Source organism: Marinomonas posidonica IVIA-Po-181 (assembly GCF_000214215.1).
Lineage (GTDB): Bacteria > Pseudomonadota > Gammaproteobacteria > Pseudomonadales > Marinomonadaceae > Marinomonas > Marinomonas posidonica.
Window position 1 is genome coordinate 2,472,214 of the sequence record NC_015559.1, and the last position, 14,255, is coordinate 2,486,468.

12 protein-coding genes are annotated in these 14,255 nt (G+C 45.7%); 7 read left to right on the top strand and 5 right to left on the bottom strand.

Annotated features, from left to right (window positions below):
* Window positions 1–22 precede the first annotated feature (22 nt).
* The 3 genes from MAR181_RS11470 to MAR181_RS11480 all read right to left on the bottom strand — a co-directional run bounded on the left by MAR181_RS11470 (window position 23) and on the right by MAR181_RS11480 (window position 3,469).
* On the bottom strand, window positions 23–916 hold the full coding sequence (locus MAR181_RS11470; RefSeq protein WP_013796757.1) for a ribokinase: 894 nt from the start codon (window positions 914–916) through the stop codon (window positions 23–25).
* A gap of 206 nt (window positions 917–1,122) precedes the next feature.
* Entirely contained in the window at window positions 1,123–2,352 is a 1,230-nt protein-coding gene (locus tag MAR181_RS11475; protein ID WP_013796758.1) for an argininosuccinate synthase, read from the bottom strand.
* Between the two features lie 190 nt (window positions 2,353–2,542).
* On the bottom strand, window positions 2,543–3,469 hold the full coding sequence (locus tag MAR181_RS11480; protein WP_013796759.1) for a flagellar protein MotY: 927 nt from the start codon (window positions 3,467–3,469) through the stop codon (window positions 2,543–2,545).
* A 54-nt stretch (window positions 3,470–3,523) separates the two neighbouring features.
* On the opposite strand from MAR181_RS11480, the gene rnt reads away from it, so the two are divergent.
* From rnt to MAR181_RS11515, 7 genes are all read left to right on the top strand, one after another.
* Window positions 3,524–4,192: a ribonuclease T gene (rnt, locus tag MAR181_RS11485; protein ID WP_013796760.1), complete on the top strand. Its 669-nt coding sequence runs from the start codon at window positions 3,524–3,526 to the stop codon at window positions 4,190–4,192.
* A gap of 65 nt (window positions 4,193–4,257) precedes the next feature.
* The gene (locus MAR181_RS11490; protein WP_013796761.1) at window positions 4,258–4,638 is read left to right on the top strand and encodes a YbaN family protein; all 381 of its coding nucleotides are present in this window, start codon (window positions 4,258–4,260) and stop codon (window positions 4,636–4,638) included.
* Between the two features lie 60 nt (window positions 4,639–4,698).
* Complete coding sequence (locus MAR181_RS11495) at window positions 4,699–7,620, top strand: DUF748 domain-containing protein (protein ID WP_013796762.1); 2,922 nt, start codon at window positions 4,699–4,701, stop codon at window positions 7,618–7,620.
* Window positions 7,621–8,240: 620 nt separating this feature from the next.
* Window positions 8,241–8,519: an HP1242/YdcH family protein gene (locus tag MAR181_RS11500; RefSeq protein ID WP_013796763.1), complete on the top strand. Its 279-nt coding sequence runs from the start codon at window positions 8,241–8,243 to the stop codon at window positions 8,517–8,519.
* A gap of 246 nt (window positions 8,520–8,765) precedes the next feature.
* Window positions 8,766–10,874, top strand: coding sequence for a TonB-dependent siderophore receptor (locus MAR181_RS11505; protein ID WP_013796764.1), 2,109 nt, complete (start codon window positions 8,766–8,768; stop codon window positions 10,872–10,874).
* Between the two features lie 215 nt (window positions 10,875–11,089).
* Window positions 11,090–12,436, top strand: a complete 1,347-nt coding sequence (gene trhP, locus MAR181_RS11510) for a prephenate-dependent tRNA uridine(34) hydroxylase TrhP (RefSeq protein ID WP_041651314.1) — start codon at window positions 11,090–11,092, stop codon at window positions 12,434–12,436.
* Between the two features lie 10 nt (window positions 12,437–12,446).
* Window positions 12,447–12,698 (top strand): YfhL family 4Fe-4S dicluster ferredoxin, encoded by a 252-nt coding sequence (locus MAR181_RS11515; protein WP_013796766.1) that lies wholly within the window; start codon window positions 12,447–12,449, stop codon window positions 12,696–12,698.
* Between the two features lie 44 nt (window positions 12,699–12,742).
* On the opposite strand, the gene MAR181_RS11520 is transcribed toward MAR181_RS11515, so the two are convergent.
* Together MAR181_RS11520 and MAR181_RS11525 are read right to left on the bottom strand one after the other, a co-directional pair.
* Window positions 12,743–13,402: an NADPH-dependent FMN reductase gene (locus tag MAR181_RS11520; protein WP_013796767.1), complete on the bottom strand. Its 660-nt coding sequence runs from the start codon at window positions 13,400–13,402 to the stop codon at window positions 12,743–12,745.
* Window positions 13,403–13,597: 195 nt separating this feature from the next.
* Window positions 13,598–14,059 carry a methyltransferase family protein gene (locus MAR181_RS11525; protein WP_013796768.1) on the bottom strand — a complete coding sequence of 154 codons (462 nt, stop codon included), beginning with the start codon at window positions 14,057–14,059 and terminating at the stop codon, window positions 13,598–13,600.
* Between the last annotated feature and the right edge of the window lie 196 nt (window positions 14,060–14,255).

Here is a 14,255-nt window from a genome sequence, read left to right on the forward strand (position 1 = left end):
ATCGCCTGTTCCTCTTTTTAAACTAGTCATGCTGAGCAAGAAATGCTGTGACTTCCTGCTGAGTTGGTATGGATGAAGCCGCTCCTAAACGGGTAACGCATATTGCCGAAGCAGCACAAGCACGTCGGATGGACTCAGCCATGCCTTGGCCTTGCATCATGGCCGACAAACAAAAACCAATAAAGGTATCGCCAGCCGCCGTGGTATCAACGGCATTCACGGAAAATGCCGCAACTTGGAGGCGTTCTTCACCATTGAAATAACATACACCCGCCTTGCCTAATGTCATCAGTACCGCCAAATCAGGGTAAGCTTTCGGAAAAGCAGCAAGGGTACTGTCGATGTCAGGTGTGCCAATTAAGTCCATCGCCTCAACTTCATTAACGATCAGTAAATCTACTAGGCCAAGCAATTTTTTGGTCAGAGCAATGTTCATTGGCGCTGGATTAAAGGCGACTTTCACTCCCTGCTGCTGCGCTTTCTTCATCACATATTCAATGAGATTGGTCTCATTTTGCAACAACACCCAATCACCCTGCTGAGCATTCTCCAACACCTGATCCACCTGCTCTTCTGTTAAAGCATGGTTCGCACCTTGGTAAAGAATAATCGAATTTTCTGCTTCTTTCGTCAGCTGAATAATCGCGTGCCCCGTCGGCACATCAATTTGTCGGATCAAACTGGTGTCGACCCCCAAAGACTGCAACTGTGTCACCACACTTTGATCGGTATGGTGAATCGCCCCTACGTGTTTTACCTCAGCACCCGCTTTTGCCAAGGCAACGGACTGATTCGCGCCCTTCCCCCCGAGCAAACACTGGTAATGGTCTGAAGCCATGGTTTCACCAGGTCGAACGAAATGGTCTAACTGATAGAGGTGGTCGAGATTAATCGAACCAACATTATAAATTGTCATATTGCCCATCCTTCTGGGTGGCACAAAGCCAAACACTTGGCCCATTTTTTATTCGCTGCCAAGAGTGTACGATAAAAAGCGTCACTCGTCGGCGTTATCAATGGATAAATTAACAAATTTTGACCGATTGGACAAAACATAAAAAAACGCTCAATCCGAATTGGAAGGAGCGTTTCTTAGAAACACTAATAAAACAATATTAGTCTTTACTTTTTATCTAAAAAGCCACGGCCTTTTTGTGCCGCGATGCGCATGCGCAACGCATTCAATTTAATGAAGCCAGCCGCATCTTTCTGGTCGTATGCACCGGCATCGTCTTCGAATGTGGCCACAGAGCTATCGAACAAGCTGTTTGGTGATTGACGACCAACCACTTCAACATTGCCTTTGTACAATTTCAGACGCACGGTACCGTTAACGTGTTCTTGAGATGTGTCGATCAAGGCTTGCATCATACGACGCTCTTCAGACCACCAAAAACCGTTGTAAATGATCTTAGCGTAACGAGGCATCATTTCATCTTTCAAATGCGCTGCTTCACGGTCAAGGGTAATGGACTCAATCGCACGGTGTGCTTTCATCATGATGGTGCCACCAGGTGTTTCGTAACAGCCACGGGCTTTCATACCAACAAAACGGTTTTCAACGATATCAACACGGCCAATGCCGTTCTCGCCACCAATCTTGTTCAACGTTGCCAAGATTGTCGCAGGTGACATGGCTTCGCCATTGATAGAAATTGGGTCGCCTTTTTCGTAACCGATTTCCAAGTAAGTCGCTTCGTTTGGAGCTTCTTCAGGAGACACAGACCAGCGCCACATGTCCGCTTCGGCTTCGGCCCAAGGATCTTCCAGCATGTCACCTTCATAAGAAATGTGAAGCAGGTTAGCATCCATTGAGTATGGGGATTTTTTCTTTTTGTTAGAAAAATCAACTGGGATTTTGTGCTCTTCACAATACGCCATTAGGGTTTCACGAGACGTTAAGTCCCACTCACGCCAAGGTGCAATCACTTTAACACCTGGTTTAAGAGCATAAGCGCCTAATTCAAAACGAACTTGGTCATTACCTTTACCCGTCGCACCGTGAGAAATCGCATCAGCACCGGTTTCGTTAGCAATTTCAATCAAACGTTTTGCGATCAAAGGACGAGCAATTGACGTACCTAGTAGGTATTCGCCTTCATAAATGGTGTTTGCTCGGAACATAGGGAATACGAAGTCACGGACAAATTCTTCACGCAAATCTTCGATGTAGATTTCTTTAATACCCAACGCTTGAGCTTTCGCGCGAGCTGGTTCAACTTCTTCACCCTGCCCTAAGTCAGCGGTAAAGGTCACCACTTCACAGTTATACTCTTCTTGAAGCCACTTCACGATTACGGAAGTATCCAGGCCGCCTGAATAGGCAAGCACTACCTTCTTCACGTCAGACATTATTTCTATTCTCCTCAACGAGCTCGCGCTCCCACGCCAATACTTTCAATCCAGTACACGGCGGCGCAAATAATTAAAAAAAGGGCTGTAAGTTTAAATTTTCGCTACTGGCTTAGCAAGTAAAAAGCCTTATTTCACGAGAAAATAAGGCTTTTAGAAGAGAAATCGAATGACGCCATAATGCGGCTGACTAATTGATGTCGTTTTTTTCCAAACGAATGGTCACCCGTCGGTTACGCTCACGACCTTGTGCATTATTATTGCTGGTCGATGGGTAACGCTCGCCGTGATAACGAGAAATAATCTTACCCGCGGCAACGCCTTTTTCTAATAAATAGGCGGTGACTTTTTCCGCTCGAATTTTCGACAGCTCACGGTTATCTCGACGTGAGCCTATGTTGTCGGTATGGCCATCGATGTAGATGTATTCAACACTAGGGTCAGACGACACATACAGAGCCACCAAATCCAAACGAGCTTTAATTCGCTCTGTTAAATTGACACCATTTAAAGGGAATAAAGCCGCAGTACGGGCAATTTGATCGTAATTCACCGGCAACAGAGTGGATAAACAACGGCGAAATTCATTATAAGCCGGAGCAAAATTGATGTTTGATAAGCCGACTTCAACGGTTTCTTTGCTGTTTTCCCAAGCACGTCCCGCCACAACAGGATGACGTCCACGGTCCAAACTGGTCAACATACGTTCTGCAACTTTACCGCCCACTTCCACCGTCAGTCCATAACCCGGATAGGGCAAAATATCCAATGTTTCAGGATTACTACCTGGAGACCAATCTGGCGCTTGCGAAATGATGTACACCTGACCCGGACCGAGTTTTTCATTTTTTGGCTGCAACACAAACTTCATCGGTTCGCCCGCTTCTTTAATAAATTGGCCTTCTCCATAATGCGGCACAGGATGTGTCAAACTACAGGAAAAAATATCCCCTGATAGTAGCCATTCAGAATCGGTTATTCCGGACTGGTAATGAGTCAATGCCTGTGCCTGGTTAAAACTTAACCCGGCCGTCAGCAGAAACGTTGTACGAATTAGCAGTTGTTGGGCAATTCCCATTGAGACATCTCGTTCAAGCGTAATCAGTTGTGTTATCATCCAATCCTATTGTACCGTTAATCTTATACAAGCGGCAGAATTAAGGACCTTCTTTTGTCAAACCATGAAATCAAAGATCGATTCCGCGGCTTCCTACCCGTAGTTATCGACGTCGAAACCGCAGGCTTTAATCAAAAAACCGATGCATTGTTAGAAATGGCCGCCAGCATCCTCAGAATGGATGAAAATGGCGATCTCTACATACACGAAACCATCGGCTTTTTAATCAAACCCTTTGAAGGTGCTAACCTTGAAAAAGCCGCCTTAGATTTTACTGGCATTGATCCTTTTGAACCTGGCCGAGAAGACATTAGTGAGAACGAAGCCATTACTCAAATGTTCGCTAAGGTTCGCAAAGAACTGAAATCCGTTGGCTGTAAACGTGCGATTTTAGTGGGCCACAATGCAGCATTCGATCATGGTTTTTTAAATGCCGCAATCGAACGCGCGGACATAAAGCGCAACCCATTCCACCCCTTCTCTAGTTTTGACACCGCCAGCTTAGCCGGTTTAGTGTTTGGACAAACTGTGTTAGCAAAAGCCTGTGAAGTGGCGTCCATTCCCTTTAGCAATTCGGAAGCACACTCCGCCAAATACGATACGGAAAAAACCGCTGAGTTGTTTTGTGAAATGGTGAATCGTTGGAAACGTCTTGGTGGCTGGCCGTTAATTGCCAATGAAACCGAAGATGATATGTCGGCGATTTTCAATTCTGGTCAATAAGCACCATAATGAAACCCAATCGAAGCTTTTTACTGTCTTCGCTTCATTTTTAAGGGGGTTGCTATATGATGCCAGCAAAAAAATACCTTTTCCTGCTTCTTGGCTGGTTATCTTTGATAACAGGTATTATCGGCATCTACCTCCCTCTGCTTCCGACGACTCCTTTGGTGTTGCTCGCCGCCTGGTGTTTTTCTAAATCGTCTGAACGTTTCCATTCATGGCTGATGAACCACAAATTCTTCGGTCCCATTGTCCGTGATTGGCAATCAGAAGACGGTATTCCAAAACGCTCTCGCAACCGAGCCATTATCTTTATGTGGCTAGGAATGAGCATTTCCATGCTGATTGTTTATCGTTTCTGGGCCACTGTTGGCTTGATAAGCATCGGCGTTTGCGTGAGCATTTATTTACTCAGATTACCGCTCCGTGAAGATAAGCAAGACTAAAACCCTGCGTCGTTTGCAGATTGACAGAGATTTAATTTCCAAGACATCATAAGGTCATCCATGATAACCCGTCGCCAGTTTCGCCTATTCGTATTTTTCCCTGTTCTCGCTATCAGCTTAGTGATGATGTCCGTGTGGATGGCGTTGCCTTTTGTTGCCAAACACTACTTACAAGATTTTTTCCAACAGCATGGTCAACGTGCCACATTGGATGTGCCTAACATTGATTTCTTCCCACCCAGACTCGAGGTCAATAACCTCGTAGTCCAACAACAGAATGTTTCAACACTGGCAATAGAACATGCCGAGTTTGCCATTGAGTTTTGGCCTCTATTCAATCGTACGTTAGCGGTTTCCATCGCCGACCTTGAGGGTGTAAACCTTAACGTAAAACAACTGCCAAATAATTGGATTATCGCAGGACTGGATCTGGCCAAACTGACGGCAGACAGCACAGAAAAAAATGACGTGGCGGAATCAGACCATTCAAATGCAGAAGCTGATACCAGCGCAAGCGTATCCCCTTGGGGCATTTCTGTACCTCAGATCCATCTAAAAAACGTCTTTGTGGATCTTACCCGTGACACCAAACAGAACCAAGACGCGCAGACGGACCGACTCGGCTTGACCTCTTTAGAGATTCAAAACCTCATTGGACAAGGCTTAGATTGGCAAGCTGACATCGCTCTCGCAGCACAAGTAAACGATGGAACCTTGCGCCTTGATACTAACTTGATGTATCTGAATCAACAGGCCAAGGTTGTTATCAACACCTTGATTGCAAACCTTTCGGTTGACAGCGTTAGACACTTTTTACCGGCCGACTATCAAGCAGCAGAAGGCGAAGTAACGCTAAACGCGGCCTTGTCTTTAGAACACAATGCCACCAGCGGACAACTTCATCTCCATTCGACATCATTCAACCTAGACGCTCAAAATGTCTTCATGCCTGTCGACCAAGAGCAAAACATTCGTCTACAGCACGCCAACCTAGACTTAAAAGACACTCAACTGAACTATGCTGTTAGCACCGAAACGGCGAACAAGTCCCCCAGTTCGAATATCGGGTTAAATTCCGACACATCGACAATGACGGTATCTGGGCTGAAGCTCACCTCAGACAGCCTCATTCTAAAAGGTCAAACTCTTGACCTACAACTGGCCAATCTTGATTTCGCACTGGCCGACAACATCATTAAGGCTTCTCTCGACAGTCAATTTAACAGTCAGCAGATGGATATTAAACAAGCAGGCAACAGCCTGTCTTACCAATCACTGACTCTCACCAGCCAATTAGCCTTATCACAGGACGCACAACGCACCCATGCCGAAAGTCAACAACTGGTGGTTCAGCTTGATGGTTTCAAGGGTGATCTCATTAATGGGCAAAGCATCTCCTTACAAACCACAAAACTCATGGCCGGTCAGTTGGCTCTTAGCCAGAACAAAAAGCAACAGACAGAAACACAACAAGCACACCTTTCAGGTCAACAGATATCGCTAAACACTAAGGGCTTAGACAGCCATGTCAGCAAGGGTAAACGTCTTGCCGCATGGCAAAGCAGCCAACTCTCTGGGGCCAACTTTGAACAGCAAGGGGAGTTATTTTCGGTTCAAACTGAACATTTAGACATCAATCAAATCACCTTATCAGACGACCTTAACGCCCCAGACATGCCAGCGCTAGCTACATTAGGGCAAATTAACATCCGCCAACTGGAAGCGGATCAAGACGGCGCAAAAATAAACACCATCAATACCCAAGACGTGGTCATTAGTTTGCTGTTAGACGCCAAAAAAAATCTGGCTAACCTAGTCTCCATCAGCAACACGCCAGCGACCTTGCCGGAACCTAAACGGCAATCATCCACCCCAAGAGTGTCTGATATCCAGCAAACCAGCAAACCAGAAAACGCAGCAGAAGCGCAAACTGAAACTCCAAAGTCAGGCTTTAAAGCGCCTTATCAATTGGTGTTAAACCAATATGAAATGACGGGGAATGCCCAGATTTATGTCAAAGACCAGAGCATTTCACCGCCGTTACAACGCACTCTATACATAGACACATTGACACTTGCTAACCTGAATACCCAAGACGAAAAACAAGCAATGGATGTCACCCTAAAAGCACACAATGGTAAGTACACCAAGATCCAATCTGATGTAACCTTTTGGCCATTAGCTGACAGACTCACCTTGCAAAGTGAGTTCATCATAAAAGAAGCCGAATTGCCGCCTTACTCGGCCTATCTCGCCTCGTTATTAGGCTATCAAATTGATTCGGGGCAATTAGACCTTGACCTCAAATTGCATGCGAAACAAGGCCTATTGGATGGCAATGCGCATATTTTACTGAGAGAGCTTGACTTGGGCGGTCAACAAGAAAGTGACTCAGTTATGCAAGCCGGCGTTATCCCGCTTAACATTGCTGTGGGGATTTTAAAAGACAGTGACAATAATATTGACCTAGACATTCCATTATCTGGCGACATCGACAACCCAGAATTCGGCTGGCGTAACTTCCTCTTCCTACCAGTTCGAAAAGCCTTATACAGCGCATCCAGTAACTACTTGATGCAAACCTTTATCCCTTATGCGAACGTCATTAGCATTGCTCAATTGGCAGGCGATCAATTGTTAAAAATTCGCGTCGAACCGCTTATCTTTGCCCCAACAGCAACCCAAATCAGCGCAGATCAAAACGATTTTTTGGTGCAGCTGAGCCAACTTATGAAAGACAAAGAAGACAGTCAACTTAAAGCCTGTGGCGTCACCAGCTATGTGGATCTTGGCTTTGACGCCCCACCTGCAACATTGGATGAAGCTCAAAAGGCACAAGCGAGAGAATTAGCACAAACAAGAGCGGACCACTTAAAAGACTACCTAGTGGCATCAGGAATTCGCTCTTCCCGCATTCTGCTTTGCTCGCCAGAAATGGACTTGTCCAAAAACAGCCAACCACGAGTGGAATTAAACTTTTAATTCATCACGTTTTCAGCCTCACCTCTTTGAGATGTCTCTTTTGCCCGTTGAAACACAACGGGCAAGGGCTCTCGCAAAACCCGTCAAGTCGAAATACAAGTGTTTTACTTGCGAACGCCATCATTGAAAATACAAAATTATCGTCTAGGATTATTGCCATTCGTTAAGATAAGAAAGTTAAGGAAAGAAAAGCTGATAAGGGTCAAGAGTATTTTTCCTTACTAAGCTAATCTATCAATAAGCTTTTAAGGAAGGTACGAATCAATCTTCTGAACTTCAGTCTTACTGGAGAAACCGCCTATTTAAAGTAAGAGTGCGTAGGAATGTTAATACCTTGCAATTACTCTTAACAAAAAAACGCCATTTCTCTGGAAGACCTAAAGGACGTAGTCTAAGCTTTCTTTATTCTTTGTTAAGCTTCTTGCCAATATGTTCCATATTGGACAGTAAAACTTACCTCGGATAGAAGAGAGCAGTCTCATTCAGAAAAACACTCGCTGACCCCTAATGGATGTAGGAGGTTAGAGCAACGCAGGAGTAGTTGCCGAAGCCGTAACCCTAGCCAGTGTGGACTTGTTCGCTTCTTCCTAAATTTTGGTTAATGCAGATCGGAGGACACTATGCCAATTTCAGATCACAACTTAGTAAATGAATTTCCAGAATACAAAGACGATATCCATTGCTTAAAAATGGAAGATGCGCATTTCAAAAAGTTATTTGATGAATACAATCACCTGACCCATGAGATCGAAAAGATGGAACACGAATTGATCCCTTCCACGACGTATGCAGAAGAAACTCTTAAAAAACAACGCCTACAGCTCAAAGACACATTACAAGGTTATATCAGAGCCAGTAGAGCGGCAGCCGAAAAAGCCTTATCCTTACAAGCCTGCTAACATTGGAAAAGCGAGCCTCTCTGGCTCGCTGTTTTGTTCAGCGCTCTTTTATTTCCCCGCTTCTAACGCTAAGCCACTTATACTCTAGCGAATCGCAAAAGCCGACCCAATAACTCACAAACAAGACAACGCCCAATAGAATCCGCCAATAACGTGTCAGAATTCGCCTACAAAACTTATTGTAAATCATTCTCATAATCATTATCATGCCAAACTTTGTAACCCTGATCTAGAGACACCCTCACCATGTTTAAGAAAACCTTTTTGATGATGCAGGCATGTGGCGCTCTGACGTTCTCATGTATCGCATTTGCAGAAGCAACAACGGATGATGGCACAATTGAATTACAGGCATTAGAAGTGCAAGGCCGCGCTCTATCCTACTACAAAGAAGATGAAACCAATCTGGTCACTAAAACCGAGACCAGTATCGACAACACACCTCAATCGGTTCAGGTTGTCACGGAAACCTTAATGGAAGACCAAGCGGCTCGCCAGATTACCGACTTATATCGCTCGATTTCAGGTATGTCGCAAAACAATGTATCAACCGTAACTTTACGTGGCTTCTCGCAAGATGAGATCCTTTACGATGGTTTAAAAGGCGATCCATTTGGAAGCTTCTCCATCCCACAACTCTTCACCATAGAGCAAGTTCAAGTACTAAAAGGCCCTTCTGGTGCCGTGTATGGTGCTGGTGAGCCGGGTGGCGTGATCAACTATGTGACGAAAAAGCCAACCTATGAACAGCAAAATACCCTGCAAGTCACCGCCGGCAATAAAGACTTCCTAAGTGGCAGCATTGAGTCATCAGGCCCAGCTAACGAAGATGCGTCACAACGCTACCGTGTCGGCCTTTATTCCGATGGACAAGATTCTTACCGCAACAATGTGGAAGAAGAAAACCAAATCATTGATCTTGGGTACGCTTGGGACATTGATCAAGACAACAGCTTAACGGTGCAATACACAGACATTCACCAATACATTTCCGGTGCTCGTTTACGTGGCATTCCAACCGATGATGATGGCAACTTCTTAGCCGATACCTCATGGAACAACAACGAGAAATCCGATTACCAAGAGTTGGATGCCCAAGTCTTCCAAGCGCGTCTTGACCACAGCATCAATGACTGGTTAGAAAGCAATGTCGCTCTACGCTATTTTGAGAATACCGAAACCCAAAAATACCACGAAGTCGTCGGCTTATTAGACACGGACAGTGACGGTGTAATGGACACCACTCAGCGTCAATATCGTGACCAAGTGCGTACTCGTCAAGGCATCACATTAGCCGGTAATCTGATTGCCGAACTGGGCGATCACACAGTTCTGTTTGGCAGTGACTACCTCCATGAAGAAAATAGCTTTTTATACTACCGAGCCAGCAAAACAGCGGATGGTGTGTCCAATCTGAGTCTGACCGATCCTGTCTATGGTCAAGACGATGTCAGCGATTACACCATGCACCTTAAAACAGATGAGGCCACAACTTCAGATCGTCTTGGTGTATACGCCCAAGACCAGTGGCAGATAACCGATAAACTGAATTTACTCAGTGGCATCCGTATTGACCGCTTTGAAGAAAGCTACCAAGATCACACATCCAGTGATGGTGAAAAGCAATATAACGATACTGGTTACTCCACTCGCATTGGTGCCAGCTATCATGTCAATGAGACTTGGAAGCCCTACGCCTCCATTTCAACAGGCTTTGTACCACAAGACGCAGAGGATCAACAGGACAGTGTGGGTGGTCCATTCGACCCTGAAGAAAGCCGTCAGTTAGAAGTTGGGGTGCGCAGCTACTGGCTTAATAATAAGTTAAACATCAACTTGGCCGCTTACCGCATCATCCGTGAAAATATTTTACAGGAGGATCCCAACGACAGTGATCTGCTGGTCGCCATAGGAAAAGTCCGTAGTAAAGGCGTCGAATTGGACGTCATGGCAGACATTACACCACGTTGGGTAGCCAACGTCAGTTACGCCTATAACGATACCGTCGTTAAGGACGCAAACGACGGCATTCAATATGCCGATGGTGACCGTTTTGCCAACACACCTTATCATCAGTTAGGCGCCTGGACACGCTACGACTTCCCAGCTATTCAGTCTTCCATCGCCTTGGGCTCGGATTACGTGAGTGGTCAGATCAACCGTCAGGGTCAAAAAGTCAAACCTTATACGGTTTACGATTTGTCTTGGCAAACTCATTGGCAAGACTGGAAGTTCCAAGTCAATGTCAAAAACCTGTTTGACAAAGAATACGCGGTCAGTGGTTTTACCGAAAAAATTGGCTCCTTCGTGGGCGAGCGTCGCCGAGTTTATGTCAGTGCCGCTTATGACTTTTAAGGTGTAATCAAGCGACATAAGAGTGGGACAATAAAAACCAACATAAAGCGGGCTTATAAGCCCGCTTTTTTTGTTAGGTCACACCACATGCCGCAACAGACATTTGATCTAGGTCAAAATACTAACGAATAGTCTCATAAAGGTGGCGTAACGACTTGAGTTCGTCCTTAAGGAAGTTACACTCCGCGCGTTTTCTATTGCAGAGTTCCGTCACTATGTTTACACCAGAATTATTGTCGCCAGCCGGTTCGTTAAAAAATATGCGCTACGCTTTTGCTTACGGTGCCGATGCGGTATACGCGGGCCAACCAAGGTATTCCCTTCGAGTGCGCAATAATGAGTTTGATCTGGAAAAACTTGAAATCGGCATCAATGAAGCCCATGAGTTAGGGAAAAAACTCTATGTGGTGAGCAACATAGCGCCTCATAATGCCAAGCTGAAAACCTATATTGACGATTTAACCCCAGTTGTGAACCTCAAGCCCGACGCACTCATTATGTCGGATCCTGGCCTTATTATGATGGTTCGCGAGGCGTTTCCTGATCAAGCAATCCATCTGTCCGTTCAAGCCAATGCGGTGAACTGGGCCACTGTGAAATTCTGGCAACAACAAGGCATCTCACGTGTCATTTTGTCCCGGGAATTGTCCTTAGATGAAATCGAAGAGATCCGCATGAAAGTACCTGAAATGGAACTGGAAGTCTTCGTCCATGGGGCGTTATGTATGGCTTACTCGGGGCGTTGCTTACTGTCTGGCTATATGAACAAACGCGATCCAAACCAGGGTGCTTGTACCAACGCCTGTCGCTGGCAGTACAATGCTCACTCAGCCACACAAGACGACAGCGGACAAATCATCGCAACAGCCAACTCAGCAGTGCAAATTCAAGAGCCAACAGAGCAACTTTTCCTACTGCAAGAACAGGGTCGTCCAGACGAATACATGCCGGCTTTCGAAGACGAGCATGGCACCTACATCATGAATTCAAAAGATTTACGGGCGATTCAACACGTAGAGCGCCTAGTGAAAATGGGGGTTCATTCACTAAAAATCGAAGGCCGAACCAAGTCTTTCTATTACTGTGCCAGAACCGCACAAATCTACCGCCAAGCCATCGACGATGCAGTGGGCGGAAAAGGCTTTAACCCACAATTGATGGACAATTTAGAGAATCTTGCCAATCGCGGCTACACCGATGGCTTTTTGCAGCGCCATCGCCATGTGGATTTGCAAAACTACGAAACAGGCAATTCTGTCAGCCATCAACAGCAGTTCGTTGGCGAAGTCTTATCTTGCCAAAACAACAAACTGACACTGGAAGTCAAAAATCGCTTCTGTGTGGGCGATTCATTGGAATTAATGACACCGCAAGGCAACCTAACCTTCACCCTCACTCAGCTGTGGGATAAAAAAGACCAAGACATTGACGTCGCCAAAGGCAGCGGCCACATTGTCAGTCTCCCCTGCCCGGAAGGTATAGATGCTTCTATGGGCATACTGTTGCGCAATTTGCCAGACGGTCAAACCACCCGACAGCCTCACAAACAAGCCACAGCATAAAGGTAACAAGATGGCTTTGTTGATCAATGAACGCTGCATTAATTGCGACATGTGTGAACCAGAATGCCCTAATGACGCCATTAGCATGGGGCCAAAGATCTACCAAATTGCCCCTGAAAAATGCACAGAATGTGTGGGGCACTACGACCAGCCTACTTGTGTCGCGGTTTGCCCAATTGATTGCGTCAAGCCAGATCCGGCTAGACAAGAAACCGAAGCGCAGCTCTACGAAAAGTTCGTTGAACTGCACTTTGATGTCTAGAGGGTTATTTCTATCGGCCTAAGAGTCTGATGTAGGCCTAAGTATCAGGGAGCGTTACGTTGCGAAGGCTTAGTTTTAAAGACTTTCGCATGGGTAAAAGGGTCTTCCACGCCACGCTGTTGCTTGGTCGCTTCCGCCCACCAAACCAATTGATAAAAGCTGCGACCAAAATAGTCAAACCAAGCGCTTTCGTCTTCACCTGCTTGCAAGCTGCCGTCTTCGCATAAGACCTCTTGAGCTTTTGGAATATGAACCATAGCCGACACGGACAAACAGCCCAGTTCTGCCAAAAAGTTTCTCATGCCAAGCGCCGCTCGCATCCCTCCCCACTGACCAGCCGAATAAGTCACGATGGCGCTGGGTTTGTAGGAGAAAATCGAACTGCCAAAATGGTTCAACAAGTTTGCTAAGGCTGGACTCATCGAATGATTATATTCTGGGCTGACCATGATGTAGCCATCAGCAGCCGCGATTTTATCGGCCAATTCATCCAGTGCCGATGGCGCTTTGCCTTTTACATAAGCAAAATGTGGTTTGAATACTGGCTCCATTGGGTAATCCAATGCGTCGATGAGTTCTATTTCATGGTCTTCAAAACGACTCGCCAAACAGTCAAGGCAGGCTTTTGCAACACGCACTCCTAAACGAGCGGGTTTGGGTGGCGTACTGTTACGAACAGTGCCAAGAAATACAAGAAATTTCATCGGTTAAAGTCAGCCTCATATCGTCAAAAAAGAGAGCATTCAAACAACTTATTAATCATTATTTCAATGCTTGAGTATCATCACAGGTTTTCGCATAAACACGCAAGCCCGTTCTTTGACTTTATAATAATCAGGCAAGTTATAGTGGGCCTTTTGGCTAAGACATGTCAGGACACTCGTGGGTTTTCAAATAGGTTAAAACCAACGCTTTACTCGTGCAGAATAGGAACGAAATTCATCCGAAAACCTTTCCTCCATATGCCGCTCTTCTGGCTGAATCTGAAAACGTGTCATGTAAAGCCCAAAAGCGAGAACCCAAAACACCGCTAGCATATTCATTAAGTACCAAGCCGCGCCAATCAAGAGCAATACAAAACCAAGATAAATGGGGTTGCGACTCAGACCAAACACACCCCGAGTCACCAGCTGAGAAGATTGTTCTGGACAACGTGGGTCCAGCGTCGTTTTGGCTCGGCGAAATTCAACCGCTGCGAGAATGGGCAATAAGGCACCACAGCAGACAAACACCACTGCGAGCAAGTTCGACCAATGAAAAGGCAGGGTCAAAGCGGGACATAACACAGCAGTTACCCACATACCGATAAGACATATCAAGGCCAAAACAATGGGAGGAATACGCAATTCAAGGTTTGACATGTTAGACACCAATGGGCTTTTTCATCCCTTCTCTAATCCTAGGAAATAACAGGTTTCCATATTCATCATCCTTTAACGAATGAAGAAACATACTGTCATCGCAATTAAAGCCAATATAACACGCACAAAATCACCAGCGTGCACATGACCTTGGTTACTCCCCCTTACACCCCTCATTAAATCTTTTATGACCAAG